Origin of the sequence: Dankookia rubra (genome assembly GCF_004355005.1) — a bacterium.
GTDB classification, from domain to species: Bacteria; Pseudomonadota; Alphaproteobacteria; order Acetobacterales; family Acetobacteraceae; genus Paracraurococcus; species Paracraurococcus ruber_A.
Genome location: NZ_SMSJ01000056.1, coordinates 12,811 through 34,964, shown reverse-complemented (window position 1 = coordinate 34,964; position 22,154 = coordinate 12,811). Strand labels below are relative to the sequence as shown.

General features: G+C 64.4%; 21 protein-coding genes. 13 read left to right on the top strand and 8 right to left on the bottom strand.

Annotated features, from left to right (window positions below; genetic code table 11):
* Positions 1 to 163: 163 nt before the first annotated feature.
* Positions 164 to 3,454 carry a PAS domain S-box protein gene (locus E2C06_RS25970; protein ID WP_133291494.1) on the bottom strand — a complete coding sequence of 1,097 codons (3,291 nt, stop codon included), beginning with the start codon at positions 3,452 to 3,454 and terminating at the stop codon, positions 164 to 166.
* 663 nt (positions 3,455 to 4,117) lie between these two features.
* Between E2C06_RS25970 and E2C06_RS25965 the strand changes: the two genes are divergently transcribed.
* Positions 4,118 to 4,477 carry a MurR/RpiR family transcriptional regulator gene (locus tag E2C06_RS25965; protein ID WP_165982671.1) on the top strand — a complete coding sequence of 120 codons (360 nt, stop codon included), beginning with the start codon at positions 4,118 to 4,120 and terminating at the stop codon, positions 4,475 to 4,477.
* A gap of 337 nt (positions 4,478 to 4,814) precedes the next feature.
* Complete coding sequence (locus tag E2C06_RS40430) at positions 4,815 to 4,949, top strand: potassium-transporting ATPase subunit KdpA (protein ID WP_165982670.1); 135 nt, start codon at positions 4,815 to 4,817, stop codon at positions 4,947 to 4,949.
* A gap of 183 nt (positions 4,950 to 5,132) precedes the next feature.
* Here E2C06_RS40430 and E2C06_RS25955 read toward each other — a convergent pair.
* The 6 genes from E2C06_RS25955 to E2C06_RS25930 form a co-directional block, all read right to left on the bottom strand.
* Positions 5,133 to 5,971, bottom strand: a protein-coding gene (locus tag E2C06_RS25955) for an IS5 family transposase (RefSeq protein ID WP_133291491.1) whose coding sequence is annotated in 2 segments (ribosomal slippage) — positions 5,133 to 5,584 and positions 5,584 to 5,971 — 840 coding nt in all. Because the reading frame shifts where the segments join, the coding sequence is not laid out codon by codon here.
* An 80-nt stretch (positions 5,972 to 6,051) separates the two neighbouring features.
* A complete protein-coding gene (locus E2C06_RS25950) occupies positions 6,052 to 6,321 on the bottom strand; it encodes a transposase (protein ID WP_277751873.1) in 270 nt (89 codons plus the stop codon).
* A gap of 272 nt (positions 6,322 to 6,593) precedes the next feature.
* A complete protein-coding gene (locus E2C06_RS25945; RefSeq protein WP_133291490.1) occupies positions 6,594 to 7,361 on the bottom strand; it encodes a COG4705 family protein in 768 nt (255 codons plus the stop codon).
* 171 nt (positions 7,362 to 7,532) lie between these two features.
* On the bottom strand, positions 7,533 to 7,757 hold the full coding sequence (locus tag E2C06_RS25940; protein ID WP_133291489.1) for a hypothetical protein: 225 nt from the start codon (positions 7,755 to 7,757) through the stop codon (positions 7,533 to 7,535).
* 18 nt (positions 7,758 to 7,775) lie between these two features.
* A complete protein-coding gene (locus E2C06_RS25935; RefSeq protein ID WP_133291488.1) occupies positions 7,776 to 8,186 on the bottom strand; it encodes a histidine kinase in 411 nt (136 codons plus the stop codon).
* A 59-nt stretch (positions 8,187 to 8,245) separates the two neighbouring features.
* The gene (locus E2C06_RS25930; protein ID WP_133291487.1) at positions 8,246 to 9,004 is read right to left on the bottom strand and encodes a COG4705 family protein; all 759 of its coding nucleotides are present in this window, start codon (positions 9,002 to 9,004) and stop codon (positions 8,246 to 8,248) included.
* Between the two features lie 497 nt (positions 9,005 to 9,501).
* On the opposite strand from E2C06_RS25930, the gene asnB reads away from it, so the two are divergent.
* From asnB to E2C06_RS25880, 11 genes are all read left to right on the top strand, one after another.
* Positions 9,502 to 11,304 carry an asparagine synthase (glutamine-hydrolyzing) gene (gene asnB / locus E2C06_RS25925; RefSeq protein ID WP_133291486.1) on the top strand — a complete coding sequence of 601 codons (1,803 nt, stop codon included), beginning with the start codon at positions 9,502 to 9,504 and terminating at the stop codon, positions 11,302 to 11,304.
* Between the two features lie 12 nt (positions 11,305 to 11,316).
* Positions 11,317 to 12,324 carry a glycosyltransferase gene (locus E2C06_RS25920; RefSeq protein WP_133291485.1) on the top strand — a complete coding sequence of 336 codons (1,008 nt, stop codon included), beginning with the start codon at positions 11,317 to 11,319 and terminating at the stop codon, positions 12,322 to 12,324.
* 204 nt (positions 12,325 to 12,528) lie between these two features.
* A complete protein-coding gene (locus E2C06_RS25915) occupies positions 12,529 to 13,137 on the top strand; it encodes a PepSY domain-containing protein (protein ID WP_133291484.1) in 609 nt (202 codons plus the stop codon).
* A 36-nt stretch (positions 13,138 to 13,173) separates the two neighbouring features.
* On the top strand, positions 13,174 to 14,139 hold the full coding sequence (locus E2C06_RS25910) for an ABC transporter ATP-binding protein (RefSeq protein ID WP_133291483.1): 966 nt from the start codon (positions 13,174 to 13,176) through the stop codon (positions 14,137 to 14,139).
* Positions 14,136 to 14,903: an ABC transporter permease subunit gene (locus tag E2C06_RS25905; protein WP_133291482.1), complete on the top strand. Its 768-nt coding sequence runs from the start codon at positions 14,136 to 14,138 to the stop codon at positions 14,901 to 14,903. The genes E2C06_RS25910 and E2C06_RS25905 overlap by 4 nt, the downstream gene beginning before the upstream one ends.
* On the top strand, positions 14,900 to 15,475 hold the full coding sequence (locus E2C06_RS37920; RefSeq protein WP_165982669.1) for a hypothetical protein: 576 nt from the start codon (positions 14,900 to 14,902) through the stop codon (positions 15,473 to 15,475). The genes E2C06_RS25905 and E2C06_RS37920 overlap by 4 nt, the downstream gene beginning before the upstream one ends.
* Entirely contained in the window at positions 15,432 to 16,130 is a 699-nt protein-coding gene (locus tag E2C06_RS25900) for a cytochrome b/b6 domain-containing protein (protein ID WP_165982668.1), read from the top strand. Before E2C06_RS37920 ends, E2C06_RS25900 begins: the two co-directional genes overlap by 44 nt.
* The gene (locus E2C06_RS25895; RefSeq protein WP_133291480.1) at positions 16,127 to 16,816 is read left to right on the top strand and encodes a response regulator transcription factor; all 690 of its coding nucleotides are present in this window, start codon (positions 16,127 to 16,129) and stop codon (positions 16,814 to 16,816) included. Before E2C06_RS25900 ends, E2C06_RS25895 begins: the two co-directional genes overlap by 4 nt.
* Before the next feature lie 14 nt (positions 16,817 to 16,830).
* A complete protein-coding gene (locus tag E2C06_RS25890) occupies positions 16,831 to 18,270 on the top strand; it encodes a sensor histidine kinase (protein ID WP_133291479.1) in 1,440 nt (479 codons plus the stop codon).
* A 100-nt stretch (positions 18,271 to 18,370) separates the two neighbouring features.
* Positions 18,371 to 19,069 (top strand): phosphatase PAP2 family protein, encoded by a 699-nt coding sequence (locus tag E2C06_RS25885; protein WP_133291478.1) that lies wholly within the window; start codon positions 18,371 to 18,373, stop codon positions 19,067 to 19,069.
* A 1,064-nt stretch (positions 19,070 to 20,133) separates the two neighbouring features.
* The gene (locus E2C06_RS25880; RefSeq protein ID WP_133291477.1) at positions 20,134 to 20,382 is read left to right on the top strand and encodes a hypothetical protein; all 249 of its coding nucleotides are present in this window, start codon (positions 20,134 to 20,136) and stop codon (positions 20,380 to 20,382) included.
* 81 nt (positions 20,383 to 20,463) lie between these two features.
* Here E2C06_RS25880 and E2C06_RS25875 read toward each other — a convergent pair whose 3' ends face one another.
* Positions 20,464 to 22,122, bottom strand: a complete 1,659-nt coding sequence (locus E2C06_RS25875; protein WP_133291476.1) for a hypothetical protein — start codon at positions 22,120 to 22,122, stop codon at positions 20,464 to 20,466.
* Positions 22,123 to 22,154 lie beyond the last annotated feature (32 nt).

Sequence of the window (22,154 nt, the reverse complement as noted above, 5' to 3'; positions counted from 1 at the left end):
GCCGACGTTCCTCTTGCGCCGCCGCCGGCAGCTTGCGCATGTCCACATGCTTCATGCCCCCAACCTGGACGGATCCTACTTGCCTTCAAGACCGCCCAGGCCGGATCAATAGGATTCACTCAGCCGCTACAGCTGCGTGGTATGGCCATTCGTACTACGCAGGTTATGCGCTAGGACTGTCATCCAGATCCTGCTGTCTTGCTTGTAGAATGGATTGCGCGCGACGGGCTAAGGTGTCGAGTTCGAACGGCTTATTGATTACCTCGACACCAGGCGGCAACGCCGTGCCGGCGTAGCCGGTGATGAACAGCACTGGCAGATTCGGGGTGCGCTCGCGCGCCGCCTCGGCCACCTGCCGTCCGTTCATACCGTTCGGTAGTCCGACGTCAGTGATTAGCAGGTCTGGCTGCGTGGAGGAGACTAACACTCGTAGCGCATCCGGCCCGTCCCGCGCCTCTATCACCTGAAAGCCCAACTCGCGCAGTCGCTCGGCCGCGGGACCACGCACGGTGACTTCGTCATCCACCAGCAGAACCGTCGCGCCTGGGGCGACTGGCGCCGGCGGTGGCGGTGGCGAAGCGGGTGCCTCGGCACTTGCCGTCTGTCCGTTGTGCGGCAGGAGCAGGCGCACCGTCGTGCCCCGCCCGAGCGCACTCTCGATCCGCACCAGCCCGCCAGATTGCCGAGCGAATCCCCAAACCTGACTCAGCCCAAGCCCCGTGCCTTGACCCTGTGGCTTGGTGGTAAAAAACGGTTCGAACACCCTCTTCAGCACTTCGGGCGGTATGCCCTGTCCCGTATCGGACACGGACAAGGCCACATGGCCGCCTGGTGCCAAGCCCTCTTGTCCAACCACGTCCAGCGCCGAAAGGAAGCAGTCCTCCGTACCGACGACGAGTTGCCCGCCTTCTGGCATGGCGTCGCGGGCGTTGATGCAAAGGTTCAGCAGTACGTTCTCCAACTCGTTGGGGTCGCACTGCACGCTGCCTGCGCCGTCCCGCAGCCGCAGTTTCAGCGAGATCCCCGGTCCCACCGCGCGACGGATGAGGTCGGCCATGCCCGCGACCAGTGCATCCACGTCCACCGACCTTGGCTCAAGGCGCTGGCGCCGTGCAAAGGCTAACAGCCGCCGCGTCAGTCCCGCCGCCCGGTCCACTGCATCGCGTGCCGCCTGGAGGTAGCGTTCAGCCTCCTCGGCGCGCCCCGCTCCGACACGCCGGCGCGCCATCTCGACACCGCCGGCAACACCTTGGAGCATGTTGTTGAAGTCGTGCGCGATGCCGCCGGTGAGCTGGCCAACGGCCTCCATCTTATGACTTTGCCGCAGGCTCTCCTCCGAAGCCATCAGCTCCGCCGTGCGCTCGGCGACGCGCGCCTCCAGCACCTCCGCCGCGCGCGCCAGCGTGTCTCGGGCGCGGACCCGGTCGTCCACGTCGGTCGAAGTACCGAGCCATTCGACGGCGCCGTTACCCAGAGTGTCGCGCACTGGCAGCCCGCGCGTCCAGAACCACCGCCATGCTCCGCTTTCGGCGTGACGCAGGCGATAATCCACCTGAAAGACGCCGGCTTCGCCGACGCGGTCCCAGGCCATCAAGGCGCCCGCTTGGTCGTCGGGGTGGAGCGCCTGAAGCCAGCCGCGACCGCGGCTGGCTTCCTCAGACAGGCCGGTGAACGCCGTCCACTGCGAGCTGGCCCAGGTCCACTCGCCACGCGGAGCCGATCGCCAGACCAGCTGCGGCATGCCCTCCACTAAAGTGCGCAAGCGGGCCTCGCTGCCGGCCAGCGCCGCCTCCGCCTCCTTCAGCGCGGTCACGTCCTGGCCGACACCGCCGATCCGGCGCACCCGTCCCGTCGCGTCGCGTATCGGGAAGTCTGTGTCGCGAAGCCAGCGGACCCGGCCGTCGGAGGGACGCCGGATTCGGTACTCGAAGATCATACGGCGACCCTGACCGACTTGCTTGATGCTGCTCAGGGCGTGTTCGCGGTCCTCTGGCAAGATCAACTCCGCCCAACCGGCCAGGTTGTCGCCGCGCAGAGCTTCCTCCCGGCCTAGGCCGTAGATCGCCTCAAACGCTGGCGTCAGGTACTCCCACTGCAAGGTGTCAACGTCGCGGATCCAGAGGACATCCGAGGAGGCGTTGCCGAACTGGCGGAGGCGCTCCTCGCTCTCGCGCAAGGCCGCCTCAGTGCACTTACGGCCAGTGATATCAATTGCTACTTCAACGATGGTACCGTCGCCAAGGTCACGTCCGGAGAACAGCATCCAGGCTTTGCTGCCGTCTTTGCGCAAGTATTCCTTTTCGTAGGGACCGAGCCGGCCTGTCCGAACGACCGCTTCCATCTGTGCATCGCTGTCAGCGACCCACTCGGGCGGTGTCATCGTCCGCCAGTGAAGGCGTCCGGCTTCGACCTCCTCGCGCGACCAACCCGACATCCGAAGAAAGATGTCGTTCGCGTCGATCAGCACGCCGTCTTGGCTGAAGAAAAGCACGGCGACGGCATCCGTCTCAAGCACGCGTCGGAGCCTTTCTTCGCTCTCGCGCAATGCGGTCTCGGCGCGCTTGCGCGCGGTGACGTCCACGCTCGATCCCACTACCCGCGTAGGGCGGCCGTCTGGGCCACGGATTACGAGGCTGCTGTCCAGCACGTCCACCCAGTGCCCGTCGCGGTGGCGCATCCGCGCCTCGGCGATGAACCGGTCCCCGGCACATGTCCGCACACGATCCCCCAATGAGGCCCTTGCGGCGCGGTCGTCCGGGTGCATGCGCGTGCCCCACCAAGCGTCCGTAGCCTCGACCTCCTCGGGGCCAAAGCCGAGCAGGCCGCGCAATCCTTCCGACCGCTCCACGCGACCAGAAGCCACGTCCCAGTCGAACACCATGCCTTGCACGGCCTGCATCGCTAGACGGTGACGCTCCTCGCTTTCGCGTAGTGCCGTCTCGACACGGAGCCGCGCACTCACCTCTTGTCCGGTCATGTGCACGGCAGTGACCTCGCCGGCGTCGTCGCGCACCGGCATGAGCGTGACGTCGAAAACGTCGGTCGCCTTCCCCTCACCGCGAGTGTCCAGCGGCTGAGCGGCGACCTGTACGACCTCGCCCGCGAAGGCGCGCGCGTAGAGCGGAGCGACCGTAGCCCAGCCCTCGGGAAAGACGTCCGGCAAGGGTCGACCGAATGCGAGCGGATGGCGGTCGCCGTAGAGCCGTGCCGCGGTGTCGTTGTAGATCAGGAGCCGCCCAATCCCGAAGACAAGGCTGGAGACTCCAGGGCTGGCCAGCACGGTTTCGATCACCAGCTTAAGGCGTCCTGACCAGCCCTCGACCGGCCCAAGCGGCGTTGCGGCCCAGTCGTGAGCGCGGACGCGCCTGACCATCTCACCATCGCCGGGCGGCCAGGGCGTCGATCTCCCGCTTACGGCCGGCACCGACTTATCCGGGGCATTGGCCGCGGTCACGGCGACTTCCCGGGAGCCGTGCTGAGTGGAGTGCCAGCCTCCTCAGAGCCCTCCACTGCCGTGTCCTGGCCCGAAAAGGAGGCCGGTCCTGCGGTCTCGGATTGGCCCAAGTACCTCTTGAGAATGACCTCAATCAGGTTGGTCAGTGTCCGGCTGTCTCTCCTGGCTTCGACCCGCGCCGCCGCAAGGATTTCCGCGTCCAGTCGGAGGGTGATAGGGGTTCGCATGGTCGCAACCTCGACGCTTGCGGCGGCAACGTTCTGTATTGCTGGGTGGTTGCCAGGCGAAACTCATGCTGACCGATCGTGGTACTTGGCTCTTATTCCGCAACTGCCAGGGATTTTGCGTAATGGTTGGAATATCTTGAAGCATAATTCAACCATTATGGAGTTATGCTCGTGAATCTCGCATACCGCCCGCATGTGAAAGCTGCCGAAGGTGTGCGTTTCGTGGAATGGATCGTCTCACCCGCTGCGCAGTAGGCGACCGCCTCCTACCGGATTAGCGGCAAGCACCTCTTTGTCCCTAACGCATACTAGCCGGAGCCGACGTCGTGAGGGGCTTGGCACTTGCTGTCGCACTCCTGACAGCCCTGCCTTTATCCTCGAGCACCGCGCCTTCGCCCTGGCTAGCTCGGCGATGGAGCTGGCGCCCCGAACCAGAATGTCCGATGCAACCGTGCTGCGCGCCGTGCAGGCGCTCGGCTTTGACGGCCTGTCGGAACTGCACCGGATCCTGGCCGCCTCCCTTGGTGCACCGGATGATACCTCGGCCGATGCCATGCGGAGCACCCTGGTCGATGCGGACGCCGAGCCCGGGCACGCCGTAGGCCTAGTCCTCAAAACCGAGCGCGAGGTGCTGGAGGCCCTTGCCGGCCCTGACGGGCGGGCCACCCTCTGTGCCGCCGGCGCTGCCCTGCACCCCGCACAGCGCATTCTAGTCTTCGGGACGGCCCTTTGGTATCGCTTACACGCTACGTCGCGGTGCTATTCGGCCGCACTGGCTGGGCTGCGCGGGCGTTAGGCGCCACCGGCATCGCGCTGGTCGACGAGCTGCTCGACCTCGGGCATGGCGATGCGCTGCTGGTACTGGCCTACGGGGGCTCATACCGCGAGGTCATTACCGTCTTTGCCGAAGCGCATTGCCCGGGCCTGCCAATCGTTTTCGTCACTAATACCCTGGACCGTATCCTTGCCCGGCATGTGGATGTTATCGTTCCTGCCCGGCGCGGCCATGCCCGGAAGGTGGCCGCGACTTGCCGTTTAAGGTGAATTCCTTATATTAATTGCATGCTCACGGTTGATAGTTTAGTGTTCCAGCCTCGCCTTCCATCTTTTGGCAGCTCGATCGGGGAAACACGATGAGCATTGAACGCTTGGCCTGGGCCCTGAATAACCTCAATGAGGTATTTTTAGGGATCATGTTACTGCTAGGCAGTTTTCTGCCAATACTGATCTTTGTCGCTATCGCCCAGCGCAAACGCCGCATTCGGTGACGTACCCCCGCTTCGCTGTGCATATCGAGGAGGCTCTTGTCGGGATCCGGGGTGATGGGGCCCATCACACGACCAGAGCTGCAACAAAAGCGCCGAGGAGGGTTTTGCTGCGGCGCCAGGCGTTGTGCACGAATTCGAAAAGGCCGAAATACAGCGGCAGCTTCTCTTAGAGTCCATCCGAGATCATTTGGCGTTCTGGCATAGTCTTCGAAGCATGATGCGGACCGAAGCCCAACGCAGGAAGGCGAGCGCGGAGCGGTTCAGGCATTCCCAATCCTTGGCCAGCCGTCGGCACCGGTTGAGCCAACCGATGGTCCGCTCGACAATCCACCGCTTCGGCAGCACGACGAACTTGTGGAGGTCGGACCGCTTGACGATCTCCAGGTTCACTTGGCCGCAGACAGTGCGCAGCCCGGCCTGAAACTTGGGGCCTTGGTACCCGCTGTCGGCGTAGAGCTTCAGCAGGAACGGGTAGAGCCCAAACAGCGAGCCCATCAGCAGCACGCCGCCATCGCGGTCCTGGATATCGGCCGCGTGGATGATGGCCTGCATCAACAGTCCTTGGGTGTCGACCAGGACGTGGCGCTTCTTGCCCTTGAGCTTCTTGCCCGCGTCGTAGCCGGACGGGTCAATGCAGCGCCCCCCTTTTCGGCTCCTTTGACGCTCTGGCTGTCGATGATCGCTGCCGTCGGGCTGGCCTCGCGTCCCGCCTGCTCGCGGCACAGCACGTAAAGCGCATGGTGGATGCGGTCGAGCGTGCGGTCCTCGTCCCAGCGCCGTAGGTAGTCGTTCACCGTGCTCCGCGGCGGCAGGTCCTTCGGCAGCGCCGCCCACTGGCAGCCGGTGGAGAGGATGTACATCACCCCATTCACCACCGCTCGCACATCGACAGTGCGTTTGTTGCCGCCGCGCTTCGCGCGCGGGATCAGGGGGGCGATGATTGCCCACTCTTCGTCCGTCAAATCGCTCGGATAGCGCAGCTTGCTGCGGTCGTATTTCGGCCGGTTCTCGGGCGTCCACATGGCCACCCTTCTCCCGGCTCGCACCAGCCCAGGCCAGTCACAACCGATTCAAGTCAGGCGATCTGTTCCCGGACAGACACTTATGAGGTACCCCGGTGCAGACGGAGCCAGGAGGGCAGTAGAGACCACGTCCCTTCCATCGTGTGAACGTGGATCTCGCAAAAGCCATCACCGTCCTTGTCGCGCGCGTACTCACCATGTGCATGACAGACTGTTTTGTGCCGATAGCCCCAGGCCGACAGGCGGGCATAGATTCCGTATTCGTCGGTGTGGATGCGCGCTCCCTTGGCGACGGCGGCCTCGATAATCGGCTGGATCGTCTTCTGCTGCACGTTGGCCAGCATGCACATGACAACCTTCTCACCGCGTTAGATTAAGCCGAGAATTGGCGCCTTGTCCTTCTCCAGCGCGAAGCACTTGGCGTCGTCCATCAAGCCGGAAAGGTTGACCAAGCCGGGGGGCAGCATCGGATGCAGCCATGACCAAAGGAGCACTTTGAGACGATAGCAATGGCTGATCATCCCACTGCCCTCACTCCATTAGAGGTCCGTCAGCCTCACCAGCCTCGTCCCTGTCTCCCAACACCCCGGAACCCGAAAAGAGCCTCGCACTTTACGACTGACTACCTATGCCCGCCAGGATGCCTGCCCGCCCTTTGGGGCAAAAGAAGGATGCAGGCGACGATGAGCACCAGAAGGACGGCGGAGGCGGAGAAGCGGCCCAGGGCGAGCCCACCGTCGGCAACCGGCTTGTCCAGGAAGTCGCCCACCGTGGCCCCGAGCGGCCGAGTGAGGATGAACGCCGCCCAGAACAGCGCCACGCGCGACACGCCAGTGTAGAAGTACAGCCCAGCGACAACGGCGAGAGCGGCGCCAAAGACCAATGCGCCTCCCTCGTAGCCCAGCCCGGTGTCGTCGGCCATCCAGTCGCCGAGTGCCGTGCCTAGCGTCTGCGAGAACATTATGGTCGCCCAGTAGAACGCCTCGGCCTTGGGCGTGACGACCGTGTCCACGGATACGGAGCCGAGCGAACGGTACCAGAGCCAGAGCGTCGCCGCGAGTAGGAGAGCGAGGATCGACGCCCCACCGGCGTAGCCGATGCCGAGTGAGCGGTCGAAGAAGTCTGCTAACGTCGTGCCGGCCGTCGTGGTAGCGACGATCACGGCCCAGTACAGAAATGGGTGGAACCGCTTGGCCGTGATCTGGGTGAAGACGGCGGCGACAAGAATGGCGGCAAAGATCGCGGTGCCGATCAGGTAGCCGAGACCCAACGTCATCGTCACCGCGTCGCCACCAGTCTCGCCCAACGTGGTAGCGAAAATCTTGATGATCCAGAAGCCCAGGGTGACTTCAGGCACCTTGCTCTCGGTGATCTCGGCAACTCTGCTCATGTGAAGCTCCTTCGACAGGCGCGTGTCGGTGGGCAAGACGGCGACGTCGACGCCGACGTCCTTAAATCAGTGTGGATAAAACCGAACCAGCACATCACGCCAGAAGTCGACCACCTGTGCGAGGATGCAGAACACGCTGCGGCGCAGGAAGCCGTCTTTGTCCTCGTCGTGCTACGACGGAACGGCGTAGTAGCCAGATGGGATACCTCCCACGCCGTTTGCGACACCGCCGGCCTGCATGAGCGTGGACACGGCAAACCGGCAGCTCTCAGTCGTGAATGTCTTCCGAGTACCGCCTGCTTCCTGCATCGAGTTGCGATCGTTCTCCACTTCAGCAACCTCGATGGTGAGGGTCGTGTCGCCCGCAATGAGCAAGACGAGCAGCCGCAGCAACATTGCTGGGGCACGTATCGCTCACACCTTGCCGCCGGCGGCGTCCATGGCCGCGAGCAGGTCGGCCAGGGACTGCTTGCAGGAAGGAAGTTCCGGAGAATTGGCGCGTAAGGCGGCTAAGGCGCGATCGATGGCCTTGTCTATGGTGTGCCACTCCGCCGCTGAGCGCGGCTTGAGCGAAGGCTCCACCTCGTCCCAGGATGTTTCGAGGTCTTTGATACGTATCTTAGCGCCGGCAAGGTCGCCCCGGTCCACCATGGATGCAACGTCGGCGGCGATGGCTCGGAAGCGCGAGAGATCCCCTAGCTTGGAAGGGGCTGCTGCGGCAACTGGAATGACGAGGTGGACCAAAGGGGGAAAGCCACTGGCCAACGGCGCAACGCCTGCTGTGGCGAGCAAGAGCAAAATCCGGGTGAGTTTGTGCCTGTGCATAGGAATAATCCTTTTTCGTTGAGACACGTATTGACCGATGTTTTGCTGGCCAGGTCGTGTCAAACCTCTTCTGCGATTTTCGCGAGATCTCTCTGTTTATTCAAACTTATGCTGAGGAAACTTACTAGAGCGATGATGATGGCGAGAAAGACGAAACTCGTCTTGACCGTACCTAAGCCCAGCCCGCCGTATGCTTGCGATTGGGATAGGAGATCGCCGAGCGAGGCACCGAGCGGTCGCGTCAGGATGTAAGCGAGCCAAAAGGCGAGGACTGCATTGACTCCCAAGTAGTAGGCACCGACGACGAGCACAATCATCCCGCCGAACACCAGTACGCCGACCTGGAAGCCAAGGCCCAGCGCTTCAGTCGCTAGGTCGCCGGCGGCCGTACCCAGGGCAAAGGTGAACAAAATAGCCGCCCAGTAGAAGAGTTCGCGTCGCACAGTGACGATCGTGTGGATCGAGAGCGTGCGCTCGCTCGCGTACCAAGCGCCGAAGGTCATGGCCAACGCGACAGTGAATGCCGCCGTGCTCGCATAGAGGCTGACCTCCAGCTTGTCGGTGAGGGCGTCGGTGATCTGGGTCCCGACCACGCTCACGAGCACGACGGTCAGCCAATAGGTCCACGGCACATACCGCCGCGACCACAACTGTGCGGCCAGCGTCGCCATCAGCAGAGTGGCCATGATCCCGCCGGTAACGACCGTGCCGAGGCCCACGTGCACTGCCAGGTAGTCCGCACCCGTCTCGCCAACGGTCGTCGCCATGACCTTGATGATCCAGAAGGCAAGCGTGACCTCGGGAACCTTGTTCAGCATGTCCGCCCTGTGCCGTGCCGCTGGCGCCGCCATAACCTTCTCCTTTCTGCTCCTGGGCAGTTCGTGCCGATGCCTTCCGAACCGTGCCGGCGGGGACTGATCGTCGTCTCCCCGCCGCTCCGGCACGTCGTCGGACGATGACGCTGACGGACGCGACGAGTGGGCTTATCTGAGGTGCCCTCGCAGAAGGGCTGTTCTACCGAAAGGGCGTTGGGCCGCTTTGACCGCGAGATTGGGAAATCCCAACCTCGGGCAGTCCAGTTCAGTCCCTTGGACACGTCCCATGCTCAAGATTGGGAAAACGTATAGCCGGGTCCAAGGGGCGGCGATCTCGGCGATGCCACTCTTCCTCTCGCAAAAGGCCCAGCAATCATCGGCATCAGAAGGTTTGCCTGGACGTCACCGAGGGCGTGACTTGCCGGAAATCTGACGACGCAGCTGACGAGCTGACCGAGTCTCGATCTGCCTTCCCTGTTGGCTACGCCTGAGGAGAAGCCATGTGCGGCATCGCGGGCGTCATGATGAAGCTGGGGCACACCCTGCCGGAAGGCGTTCTGGACCGCTTACAACAAGCCTTGCTGCACCGGGGACCAAATTCGAGCGGCCGTTTTCAGGACCACCGGGTTGGCCTGGTGAGCACGCGTCTGTCCATCGTTGATATCGACGGAGGTCACCAGCCGCTCCGCGCCTTAGGGAACGGGCCAGTCCTGGTTGCTAACGGCGAAATCTACAACGCGCCGGAACTGCGTTCGCAACTCAGTGAATACCCCTTCCGCTCACTCTCCGACTGCGAGCCCGTGCTGCCCCTGTTCGAGCGGCTCGGCGAGGGCTTCGCCGAGCCGCTCCGCGGCATGTACGCCCTCGCGGTTTACCAGCCCTTGTCTGGCCGATTGACCCTGGCGCGGGACCCGTTCGGCATCAAGCCGCTCTACTACGCGGAAACCGATACCTGCTTCGCCTTTGCATCCGAAGTTCAGGCTCTGATACAGGCGGGTCTCGTCGCGCCGGAGATCATCCCTGACCTCCGGCCAGAACTCCTGCAGCTGAAATTCACCACAGGAACCCGGACGCTGATTGCTGGCGTGCTGCGCGTCGCGCCAGGCGAGACGATTACAGCGGAACACGGCACGGTGGTGGCGCGACGGTGGAAGCAGGCGATCGGCAAAGTCAAAAAGCCCGTCCATCGCAGTGGAGGATTTCATTCAGCAACGATCGGCAGGTCGGTCTTGTCACGCTGCCTCGAACGCGTCGTTTTCGAGTCCGTTGAAGCGCACCTGCGCATGGACGCGAACTGGCGCCTTTTCCTGTCCAGCGGCATCGATTCTTCCATCCTGCTTGCCGTTGCGCGACAGGTTTCCAACCGCCCAGTGCGGGCCCTGACCCTCGGCTACAGCGGCAAGGAACGAATGGATGAGAGCGAGGAGGCCATTCGATTCGCTACGTCACTAGGTGTGGACTGCACCCGTATCGAGATGCGCCCCGACCATTTCTGGGAACTCGCACCAAGGATTGCCGCCGCCATCGACGACCCGACTGCCGACCCTGCGGTCCTACCTACTTGGATGCTTGCTCAAGCGGTCGCGGTGCAGGGTGACAAGGTGGCGCTGACGGGCGAGGGGGCTGACGAGGTGTTCGGCGGCTATAGCCGTTATCGCAGAGCGCTCCTACCGCGCCCTTTCCCGCGGTGGCGCCCGCGTCGCGGCGTTTACAGCCGCAGCGACATCTCTTTGGATAGATTCGGGAACTGGTACGCGGGGATCGCCGCTGCCGAACAGCGCGAGCGGGCGTCGCACAGAAGCCGGACTCAGCTTCTGCAAGCGATTGACATCGCCGAGCGCCTGCCCAACAGCCTGTTGATAAAGCTGGACCGTTGCCTGATGGCGCACGGCGTCGAGGGGCGCACGCCGTTTCTCGACCGGGAGGTTGTTGGCTTCGCCTCCAGCCTACCAGACCACCTCAAGGTGAACCTACGGTACGGAAAGGTCCTGTTGCGCGAATGGCTATCTCATCTCGCTCCGCAGGCGCGCCCCTATGCGCGCAAGCGCGGCTTTGGCGTTCCTGTCGGACGTTGGATGCACGACCGCCGCAGGGACCTCGCACCCTTAGTCGCTTTGCAGCCAGGGGCAGCAGAACTGTTTACGCCGGACGAAGTGGCGCGGATCTTTGAGGCGGCGGCGAAGCGCGACCAGGCGGCTTGGTCGCTGCTCTTCTATGCGTTATGGCACAGCCACCATATTATGGGTGTACCCGCCGAGGGCGACATTGGCGATGTCCTCGGCAAAGCGGCCAATTTTTATTAGCGGTGCCGGACCATGCTGCTGCACCTCATGGGCTCCTCCGGCGACGGAGGAGCCGAAACCTACTTCCTCAGCCTCGTCGATGCGCTGCACCGTGAGGGAGTCCCGCAGGCCGTCGTGCTGCGGCCACATCCAAGGCGCGAGAGCGCGCTTGCAGAAATGGGCATCCCGGCTAAGGTCCTGCCCTTCGGCCGCTTCGACCCGACCACTCGGCTACGCATCGCGGCCTACGCGCGCCGCATAGGCGCCGAGACCCTCCTTGCTTGGATGAGCCGTGCCGCCAGCCGGGTGCCGGGCGGGCCATGGAAGCGCGTGGGACGGTTGGGCGGTTACTACAACCTCCGCTTCTTCCGCCGCTGCGATTTGCTCGTCGCGAATACCGCCGACGTCCACGACTACATCCTGCACCACGGTTGGGCACCGGACCGGGTCGTGCATATTGCCAACTTCGCCGAGGCCGATCAGCACCGCGCGCTATCCCGCGATGCCTGCAACACACCTGGAGGCGTGCCACTGCTGCTCAGCATGGGGCGGCTGCACCGAGAAAAGGGCCACGACGTGACGTTGCGCGCGCTGGCACGCCTGCCGAATACCTGGCTTTGGCTTGCTGGCGTTGGACCGGAGGAAGGCGCGCTGAAGCAACTGGCGCGTAGCCTGGGCGTTGCCGAGCGTGTGCGCTTCCTTGGTTGGCGGGACGATGCCGGGGCACTCTACCGTGCCGCGGATCTTGTCGTCTTCCCGTCTCGCAAGGAGCCGTTCGGCAACGTGGTCATCCAGGCCTGGGTCTACGGCGTGCCAGTGATCGCCTCGCGTGCGATCGGGCCAGCGTACTTGATCCGGGACGGGGAGGACGGACTGCTGGTCCCGGTCGAGGATAGCGAAGCCCTGGCCGCCGGCGTGCGCCGCTTGCTCGGCGATACGGCACTGCGCGATCGGTTACGAGATGCGGGAGCTTGGCGTGCCGCGGTGGAATGGAACCGCGCTGCCGTAGTGCGGCGCTGGAAGGCAATCCTCAACCTGTAAAGCGCCCAGCGCAGGCCTTGGCGGCCGGTACTGTCCCACCTCGAGCTTGACCTGAGACGAGCGAACAGCGGGACAAGCCTGGCACAGACGCGTGACATTGGGAAAACGTATAGCCGGGTCCAAGGGCCGACGATCGCCAAAGTCGCAACATTCGCCCCATCGACCCTGCGGCGCGGGGCTGACCGTAACCGGGGAAATCTAGTGATGAGGCGTAATAACGTCCTGTTCGCAGCACTGGCCGCTGCTTTGACGATCGGTACCGTCGCGGTGGCGGCGGAGGACGGTCACCAGCGGCTACAGCAGAGCGGCCGTCGCGCAAACCACGAGGACGCGGCCGAGAGCGCCTGGGCGCTTGGTGCACGGGTGGCGCCAGCCGATGCGGCCGCAGCGGCCGAGCGGGCGGCCAACGGCCGCGCCGCGAAGCTCTCGATGGAAGCCGAGCACGGCACGCCGGTTTACGAAATCAAGGTCGTAGCCGGCGACCGCGTGCTGTCAGTGAAGATCGATCCGGCAACCGGCGCCGTGCTCGAGACGGAGCGGGAGGGTCTGCTCGCCCGCCTGTTCGATGCCGAAGACGATGATGAAGTCAAGGCGGTGCTGGCGGCGCCCACGACGCTCAGCCAAGCCATTACCGCGGCTGAGCACTTGGCGGGTGGAGGCCGCGCCGTCGACGCCACCTGGGAGGGCGAGCGCCGCATGCGCGGCTACGCGGTCGAGGTCGTCCAGGCTGGCGGCGGCATAGTGCGGACGTTCGTAGATGCGGCGAGCGGCCAAGCGCACTGGGCTTCCCCGAAGCGCGGTGGCGAGCGCTGACCGTTCGATTAGCACCGCAGCAGAAAGGAGGTAGCGATGGCGTTACCCCTGCTCATCGAGGGGTTGCGGGTGCGACGCGGTTTCCGAACCGTGCTGCATGACGTACGCCTACGCGTTGCAGCCGGTGAGGTGTGCGGTCTGCTCGGGCCGAATGGTGCGGGCAAGACGACAACCATCGCCGCTGCGCTCGGCCTGCTCGTGCCCGAGACGGGCCATGTGAGGCTGTTCGGTGAAGATCCGCTCGATGCGTCAGACGGGATGCGGGCTCGCGTCGGTCTCGTGCCGGAGCGTGATGGCCTGACGGATTGGATGACGGCGGCCGACTACCTGCAATACTGGGCGGTGCTGCAAGGCCGTCCGATCGGACCAGAAGGGGTGACAGCCCTGTTGAGCGAGGTGGGGTTAGACGCGTCGCCCGACCTGCTCACGGCGCGATGCTCTCAGGGTATGCGACGTCGCCTTGCGGTAGCCCGAGCCCTGGTCGCCGGCCCTGAACTACTGATCCTCGATGAGCCGACCAACGGGCTTGACCCGCGCGGCCGTCGGCGGCTCCTTGGACTGCTGCACCGCCTGGCGCGGCAACGCGGTGTCGGCGTGCTGCTCTGCACCCATCTGTTGGGAGATGTGGAACGGGTCTGCGACCGCATTGCGGTGCTCGCTGCCGGGCGCACCGTCGCTGAAGGCCCACTTCAAGACCTGCTCGGCCGGGGAGGAAATCGCTACCGGCTCCGTCTTGGCGGCTCCGTGCCAAAAATGGCCTTGTGCGTCGATAGCGCGCCAGTCCGTCTCCTGCATCAGACGCAGGGTGAGGCACTGGTCGAGCTTGGGGCCAATGTAGCGCCAGAGACTGCATGGCGCGCCCTGCTCTTCGCGGGTTGGCCGATCCAGGAGGTGCGCCGCGAGGCTGGCGGACTGGAAGCCTTGTATCTGTCCCTTACTGGGGCTCGCGCTGAGCCTCAGCCTGCGGTGGCCGACGTGACGCCGGATGGAGACCTGGCATGAGCCCCAGCGCCGCGATCGCCCGCTACGAAGGCGGTGAGATACTCGCCAGCCCGCGCGGCCTTGCTTGGCTGCTTGCCGCCGCGGCGGTACTATCCAGCTTCGCGCTGCTGCTGATCGGCAGCACCGAACTTGGCCTGCTCGACAACGCGCAGGTGGTCTGCGGCATGGCCGGCCTCGCCGTCGCCCTCGGCGCTGTGATAGCGGCTGTTATGGGGGTGGACGCGATGGCGGGAGAGCGGGAGCGTGGCGCGCTCTTGCCGCTGCTCGCCACCGCTGCGCCGCGGCGTAGCATTCTGCTTGGCAAGCTCGGAGGTCAGGCGTTGGCGTGGGCGGCGATGGTCGCCCTCGCCGCGCCCTACCTTTGGGCAGTTGGTAGCACCGGTCAGAACCTCGGGATGGCGCTACTCGGCCTCGTGCTGTTCGGCACGCCCGTGGTGCTGGCTGCGGGTGCCGGAGCGATGGCGCTAGGGGCGCTGCTGCATTCAGCGCGCGCCGCCCTGGTTGCGTCGCTGATTACACTGCTATTGGCGGCGAGCCCACTGCTGCTCGGCCCCAGCCTGCGGCAGTCGGCTCTCGGGCGGGGCTTCGACGCGGTCAATCCGTTCTCCGGGGCAATAAACGCGCTTGACGCCATGATAGTCGACGGCGAGAGCCTTCTGTCACAGGGCTGGAAACTCACCTTCGCGGTTGCTTGGCTGATGGTCGCCTACGCCGCCGCTTTGGGGTCCCTGCAGCCGCGCGCCGGGAGGGACCTGGCGACATGATTCGCATCGTCCTGCACGGCATTGTCCTGGCGGCTTCGGCCGCGGTGCCATTGGCTTCCGCCGCGCCGCGAGCCTGCGACCCCACGGCTGCGCAGCTCGCGGTCACTGTGACTCCGGATCCGCGCGGACCCACCGCTCCACGCATGGGCGATCGCTTGGCGTTTCGTTGGATGGTCGTCAATCATGGAGCCAGTGCAGCGACAGGCATGATCGTCTGGCTCACGCTCCTGCGCGTGGACACCGGACATGAGCAAGCGGTCGATCTTGAAGACTGGAGCACGGACAAGGCGGTGCTGGTGGACAACTTGGCGTCCAACAACATCATTCGCCGGACTTGGACGTTGCGGCTGATCTCATCGGGCACTTACCGTGTTCTGGTTGGTGTCGCCACCCCGGATGTGCCAGTGCCGACGGTCGCGGCGAGCGAGGCGTTCACGGTGGCTCCGAAGTTGGTGGTCGAGTCCATTCGCGTGCTGCCGGTCGCGCTCGGCATTCCCTTCACCCTCGGGATCCTGCTGGCGTTCCGCCTTGTCCGCGGCCACGCCGGAACCGGCACGGAGGACGCAGATTGAACACCATGCTACTCGGCAATCAAACGACGAGGCCAGCCCCACGATTGCCTCGGCACGGGAGCACATTGCTCGTACCACCCGCGCCGCCCACTTCGCCGTGGCGGTGACAGTTATGATGCAGCTTGCAAGCGGCTCCGTCATGGTACCACCGCTGGTAGACCGCGGGACTGGTGACATCTGGTTCGCCACTCACACGCTGCTCGGCGTGGCGGCTGCCGGTGCGGTCACACTGCTCTGGATAACCGTACTTGCCATATCGCATGGCGAGGAGAAACTTCCCAATGCGCTCTGCCCATGGTTCTCGGCCCAGCGCCGCGCAGCGGTCGCGCACGACCTCGTCTGCCTGGTCCGACGGCTTCGCGCCCGTCGTCTGCCACGCAGCGTCGATACCACCCGGGCCCTCGCTCCGGCGCTGCACGGCCTCGGCCTCCTCGCCGTGACCTCGGTGGTGGCGACCGGCGCACTTGGCTGGTACGCGGGGCTGCAGCCATTGCTGGCCATCCATGCGGCACTCGTGACCCTGCTCTGGATCTACCTCTGCGGCCATACAGGGTTTGCGCTGCTACACGAGGTGGCGGGCGACGGGAGGCTCGGGCACATGTTCCTGTTCCTGCCATGGCGGCGTGTGCAGAAGTCAGGGGGGAATGGCCGATGAAGATTTTGGTTGTGGAGGACGATAAAGCGACCCGCGAGTATCTCGCCAAGGGCCTGACCGAGACGGGGCACGTCGTGGACACGGCCTCGAATGGTCGGGATGGGCTCTTCCTCGCCGCCGGCGAGCCCTACGACATGATGGTGGTCGACCGCATGCTGCCGGGCTTGGATGGTGCCGGCATCGTCCGCACCGTCCGCGCCGCCGGGGTTCGTACACCAATCCTGCTGCTGACAACCATGGGAGGCATCGACGACCGGGTCGAAGGCCTGAATGCTGGGGCTGACGACTACCTGGTCAAACCCTTCGCTCTGGCCGAGCTATTCGCTCGCCTGAATGCGCTTGCCCGCCGCCCGCCACTGGGCACTGAGCCGACCCGCCTGCGGGTCGCTGATTTGGAAATGGATCTGCTTGCGCGGGCCGTCACCCGCGCGGGGCGGCGTATCGACCTGCAGCCCCGTGAGTTTCGTCTGCTCGAATGCCTGCTACGCCATGCCGGCCAGGTGGTGACCCGCAGCATGCTGCTGGAGAAGGTCTGGGATTTCCACTTCGATCCGCAAACCAATATCGTCGAGACCCACCTCAGTCGGTTGCGAGGCAAGGTGGACCGTGGCTTTGGCGCGGAGCTGATCCACACCGTGCGCGGCGCCGGATATTGCCTTCGCGCCCCGGATGAACCCCGAACCTGACCGGCACATGTGACGTGAACACATGGTTCGATTTAAGGGAAAGCGGGCGGGCGATAGGTCGCCTGGCGCGATTGCGGGCCTCCTCCGGCTTTCGCCTCGCGCTGCTCTACACCACGGTCTTCATCTTGTCCTCGACAATGCTGTTCGGCGTGGTTCACTGGGCCACCGTAGGTGCACTGCGCCAGCAGATCAGCGATGCGGTAGACGCTGACGTCACGGCGATGCTTCGGGTCGGGCGGCAAGACGGCGAGCTCACCGCCAACCACCTCGCCCAGACATTGACTGAAGGACGAGGCGCCGAAGCCCTGCATCCGGGCCTTCGCTATGCCGTCGTGGACGCAGCGGGACGACGGCTTGCGGGCAATATGGAACGGTTGCCGTCCACTGCAGTCAGTGGCTCCTTCGAAATCGGAGGCGAGGAGGAGGACGGAGAGGAAGCACTGCTCGGTGGGGTCGTGACACTGCCCGGCGGCGCACTGGTTGTGGCGCGGGATGCGGCAAGACTCGACGAGACCGCCGACCTCGTCGAGAACGCCTTCCTTTGGGCCGGCGGCGTCATGTTGGTGCTCGGCCTCGGTGGCGGCCTTCTTGTCGCACACGGCTTTCTCCGACGCGTTGATGCCATTGCCGCTACGGCGGAGGCAATCGCACACGGTGAGCTGGATCATCGAGTACCGATCTGGGGTGCTACACCGACAGATGAAATGGACAGGCTCGGCGCGGCAATCAACGCCATGCTCGATCGCATCCGCGACCTGATGGAAGAACTGCGCCACGCTAATTCAGCTATCGCACATGATCTACGGACGCCATTAGCAAGGCTGCGCCAAGGACTCGACGCAGCCCGGGCTCGAGCAACAACCTCGGCGGAGTACGAGACGGCGGTCGACGCCGCGATCAGCGAGACGGACGCAATCTTGCGCAGTTTTGCAGCACTACTGCGTATCGCACAGGTTGAGGCAGGAGCACGCAGGTCGGCCTTCGCCTTTGTAAATCTATCAGAACTTGCCTCCGAGTTGTCCGATGCATACGGGCCTTCGGCCGAAGACTCCGGCCGCACGCTGACGACCCGCATCGACCCTGATGTCGTGGTACGCGGAGATCGGGAACTTCTGATGCAGGCACTAGCTAATCTGCTGGAGAATGTTCTGCGCCACACCCCGCAAGGCACCCGGATTGTCGTCCAGGTCGCGCGAACCGGGATGGGCGAATGGCCGACGCTTGCAGTCGAAGACGATGGGCCTGGCATCCCACCAGTGGCGCGCGCGCAAGTTCTCCGACGCTTTCACCGTCTCGACCCGAGCAGATCGGATGGCGGCAATGGCCTCGGCCTCGCTCTCGTCGCGGCGGTGGCGACGCTGCATGAGGCGGAACTTAGCCTATCGGACGGCGCAAGTGAGCGCGGCCTACGCGTCGCCTTGCACTTCCGATTGAACGAAGGTGTCCAGCGGTGATGGCCGAAATGGGCAGCAGGTTCAGGCTGAGGCCGTTGGCTGCCCCAGGCTACGCGATTTACCGAGATTCGAACATAAGCCGAGTGTGGGGGCGGGAAGGATGATCAATGCGGAGCGAACATCGCCTGCGCCGGCAGCTAGACGGGAACTGCTGCCGATCGTTCTTTTGGGAGGTGCCGCCGGCACGACCTGGGCTTTTCTCGGCCTGGCCGGCGAGATCGCGGAGGGAGACACGCGGGCGTTCGATGAGCGTTTTCTCTTGGCGTTACGGGATCCTGCGGATCCATCGAACCCGCTCGGCCCTCCCTGGCTGGAAGAGACGGCACGGGACTTCACCGCGCTTGGCTCAAACGGCGTGCTGGCGTTCTTCGTCTTGGCGACCATCCTCGTGCTTGTTCTTGGACGCCGACGCGCAGAAGCAGCCACACTCGCGGCCAGCGCCTTCGGCGCGGTTCTAATCGAGTCTCTCCTCAAGCATTGGTACAGCCGTCCGCGTCCCGAACTCGTCCCCCCCGCCGCACGGGTCTTTACCTCGAGCTTCCCGAGCGGCCACGCCACCATGGCCGCCGCGGTACTGCTAACTGTCGGCGTTCTCCTGGCCCGGACACAGCATGACTGGCGACAAAAAACCCTCATTGCCTCGCTTGCGGCCAGCCTCGTACTCCTGGTCGGTACTAGCCGTGTCTACCTGGGCGTCCACTGGCCGACCGATGTCGTCGCGGGCTGGGCGCTCGGCGCGGGCTGGGCAGCGGTCTGCTGGGCCGTCGCCTTATGGCTTCGCAGAAACCGTAACCCCTGACGTAGGCGCAGGACAGAGCTAGCTCGTGCGAGCAGCCATCACCTACAGTTTGGAAAAGCTGCGAAGAGTTGCCTTCTTAGTTGTGGACGCATTCGTTCCGGCTATCACAGCCAGCAAACAGCTGAAGCGACTTGGCCGGCGGCAGGTAGCAGTGCAGCCGCGCTTTGCCATTTCAATGACGTCGGGAACGGCCTCACTCACGCTGAGATCTTTCTTCCTATGCCGCATGCAGCTCGACAGACAAAGCTGCAACAAAATTACCACGAGATGTTTTCTACTGCCGTTGGAGAAAGTTATGCGGAAAAACGGTTTCGTGCACGAGGTGCGGGCAGCCGGGTTGGCCGACTATATCCACACCGCGCGCATCTTGCTGTGGGGTGGACTGGCTCTAGCCCTACTCAGCGCCATGGCCCGAACCCCTTGGCTGATAGCAACGGGCATGTTGTTCACCGGCGTCGGCCTTTGGATAATTCGGTGGGTGCTCAAGTTACTTCCGGCAGCATCACCACCGCCTTGAACTCGCCCGGATGCCCTTCACGCGCTCCCACACGGGCTCGTCGGATATCTCAGCCTTGGCTTCGGTGCCGACTTACACCGCAGGCGCCGCTCCAATTTATCCGACCTTCGCCCTGTGCCTCATCAGTTGGATTGCCGCCCGAATGCCAGTTGGCGCGACAAGGCCCCAGCCGAACAGGATCTTGCAACAGGCGGAGACTCAGACCGGAACCCCCGCAATGTCCGAACGGCTGATCTCCCTTACTGCAGCCGCGATGTACGCCGGGCTCGGAGTCTATTTTGTGGCCCTTGCCCTTAAGCGTACCAAGCCTGGCTTGATCCTACCCATAGCCTATGGGCTGTTTGCCGCCAGTGTTGGATTTTCGTGCTGGGCTGTCCGGTAATCACCATGTCCTATCCCCTGGAAGGGATAGGATCAAATGCGCGGTAGATTGTTTTTAGGATACATCGTATCGATTGAAAGTGGGAGAGCAGTTCCGATGGAAGCGCAACAAACCGGTCCAACTTGCATTCCACTTCTCTGAAGAATCGCTAAAAGGGCGCGGACGATGACACAGGACTTGTTCGCTGGAACAGTGACCAATCTCGACGTGGTCTTTCAATGCGCACTGTTGCTTGGCTTTTCTCTGCAAATGATCACCGGTATCGTGACAATCGGATGGCGGTTGAGCAGTGCCGAAGGTCGACAAGCTGCACGAGAATGGCTGGCTATTGAAGAGGACGACCCCTTCGAAGGCCTGATCACGATGCTGGTGATCCCAACCCTCGGGCTTCTCGTCATCCTCTGCTCAACATAGGCCGGGGGCGCCGGCGCGTGCCCGACAGCGAGCGCCTTACGTCAAGCCTGAGCCTAACTCTTCACGATGCACAAAGCCCATCTACCGGCGTTGATCCTGCGGCCCTCCCACCACGCCGTCGCTCACCCGGCGCAGACGCTCCTGCAGCGGTGCTGCGGTGCGCAGACGGAGCACCGGCAGTCGCAGAAGCAGTAGGCCAGCCACGGTCAACAAGCTGACGATCCAGCCAATCTGTTCCCACAGGGTTGGGAGGATCCGCACTTCCACACTGGTCGCCGAGCGATCGGGGGCGAGTTCCAGAAAGCCCTCCTGTGTCGACCGCAACGGCAGGGGACCGAGCGCGTCCCAAGCCTGCCAGGCCGGAAAGTAGAACTGCGGGAAGACGACCGGCGCTTCGGCCCGCGGCACACGAAAGCCATTCGGGAGGCGCTCGGTCCCAGGAGGCAGGGCCGGCCGCGCCCACGGGTCAGGATATCTGGTCGTGATGGCGACCCAGCCGGACGCAGCAGCCTCGGCCGGGACGTGCTCCCAGGAATACGCGCCAGAAAAGTCGCGGGCGAAGTTCAGACGTTGCTCGGCGAGGAGGAACTTGGGCCAAGCCGGATGGCCAAGCCCGACCACCCCGGCGAGAAAAGCCGGCGGAAGCAACGCCAGGCCGAACCCGGTAAACAGCAAGGCCCGCGGACGCGGCCGGACGGCGCAAGCGAGCGCGGCGATGCCGGCAACGGCAGTGCTGAGCAAGGCATTGCTGCGGAAGGGATGCTCCACCGCGGTCAGCTGCGGCAGGGCGAGCCACAAGGGCAGCGAGACGACACAGGTCAGCACCAGGCTGCCGAGCAGCAGGACCGCCAGGGCCCGCAGCAGGCCCGGCGCGCGCAGCCGGGGCCAGGTTGCGGCATCCCGCAGCAAGGCAAGGCCCAGCCCAGCTGCCAGCAGGGTACTGCCCCAGATGATCAGGAGCCGGCTATTTGGCGGGCTGTAGAAGAGCAGGTTTTCGGCCCAGGATGGATTGAACAGACTGGCGGAGTTGGCGTGTCGCAGCAGCCCGACGGCCGGCAGCAGGAAAGCCCCAGCCAGGGCGGCGCCGAGCCCGCCTGCCAATAGGCAGCGCAGCGCTCCCCGTCGCCCGCCAAGGCCCCAGGCATAAAGCGGCCTGAGATGCGCAGCGAGGCAGCAGACCGGCAGGTTGGTCAGCGCCAGCGCCGCATAAGCCAGCGCCGCGCCGGCGATGCCCTGCGCCCGACGACCCTCAACCATTCGGTCCAGCGCCAACAGCAGCAGTGGCAGCAGGCTGATGGCCGCGGTCTTGCCATAGGCAAAGCGCATCCAAGGATCGACCAGCGCGGTATAGGGTAGCAGTGCGCCAAAGGCGGCGCCGGCGAGGGCCGCGCCTGCCGGCACGTGCCGCCGCAGCCAAAGAAAGGCCGTACCCACCGTCAGCAGCCGCCACAATCCCATGGCCAAGCCGAGCGCTGGAGCCGGGGAGAGGCCGGTGATCCAGGCAAGCGCGGCGGCGGCCCAATGTGCCAGCGGCGGGTAGGAATAGTAGGTCGTACCGCCGAGCCCGTAGTTGGTGTCCATCAGCCAACGTGGCCAAAAGACGCCCTCGGCCCAGGCGGCAGAAAGCATTTGCAGCGCCATCAGCGCGAAGTCGGCATCGCGGCCGAGGAAGGTACCAAAGACTGGAACACCGAGCAGGGGTGACAGCGCCGCGGTCAGGACCACGAGCGTCAGCAGCAATAGCCCAACCCGCAATGTCGTCCGCCTTTTCC

Bases quoted from the DNA above. Each gene is read 5' to 3' on its own strand.
- E2C06_RS25965 (WP_165982671.1), top strand. From the start codon at position 4,118: ATGTCCGATGCAACCGTGCTGCGCGCCGTGCAGGCGCTCGGCTTTGAC.
- E2C06_RS40430 (WP_165982670.1), top strand. From the start codon at position 4,815: ATGAGCATTGAACGCTTGGCCTGGGCCCTGAATAACCTCAATGAGGTA.
- E2C06_RS25950 (WP_277751873.1), bottom strand. From the start codon at position 6,321: ATGTGCATGCTGGCCAACGTGCAGCAGAAGACGATCCAGCCGATTATC.
- E2C06_RS25945 (WP_133291490.1), bottom strand. From the start codon at position 7,361: ATGAGCAGAGTTGCCGAGATCACCGAGAGCAAGGTGCCTGAAGTCACC.
- E2C06_RS25940 (WP_133291489.1), bottom strand. From the start codon at position 7,757: ATGTTGCTGCGGCTGCTCGTCTTGCTCATTGCGGGCGACACGACCCTC.
- E2C06_RS25935 (WP_133291488.1), bottom strand. From the start codon at position 8,186: ATGCACAGGCACAAACTCACCCGGATTTTGCTCTTGCTCGCCACAGCA.
- E2C06_RS25930 (WP_133291487.1), bottom strand. From the start codon at position 9,004: ATGCTGAACAAGGTTCCCGAGGTCACGCTTGCCTTCTGGATCATCAAG.
- asnB (WP_133291486.1), top strand. From the start codon at position 9,502: ATGTGCGGCATCGCGGGCGTCATGATGAAGCTGGGGCACACCCTGCCG.
- E2C06_RS25920 (WP_133291485.1), top strand. From the start codon at position 11,317: ATGCTGCTGCACCTCATGGGCTCCTCCGGCGACGGAGGAGCCGAAACC.
- E2C06_RS25915 (WP_133291484.1), top strand. From the start codon at position 12,529: ATGAGGCGTAATAACGTCCTGTTCGCAGCACTGGCCGCTGCTTTGACG.
- E2C06_RS25910 (WP_133291483.1), top strand. From the start codon at position 13,174: ATGGCGTTACCCCTGCTCATCGAGGGGTTGCGGGTGCGACGCGGTTTC.
- E2C06_RS25905 (WP_133291482.1), top strand. From the start codon at position 14,136: ATGAGCCCCAGCGCCGCGATCGCCCGCTACGAAGGCGGTGAGATACTC.
- E2C06_RS37920 (WP_165982669.1), top strand. From the start codon at position 14,900: ATGATTCGCATCGTCCTGCACGGCATTGTCCTGGCGGCTTCGGCCGCG.
- E2C06_RS25895 (WP_133291480.1), top strand. From the start codon at position 16,127: ATGAAGATTTTGGTTGTGGAGGACGATAAAGCGACCCGCGAGTATCTC.
- E2C06_RS25885 (WP_133291478.1), top strand. From the start codon at position 18,371: ATGATCAATGCGGAGCGAACATCGCCTGCGCCGGCAGCTAGACGGGAA.
- E2C06_RS25880 (WP_133291477.1), top strand. From the start codon at position 20,134: ATGACACAGGACTTGTTCGCTGGAACAGTGACCAATCTCGACGTGGTC.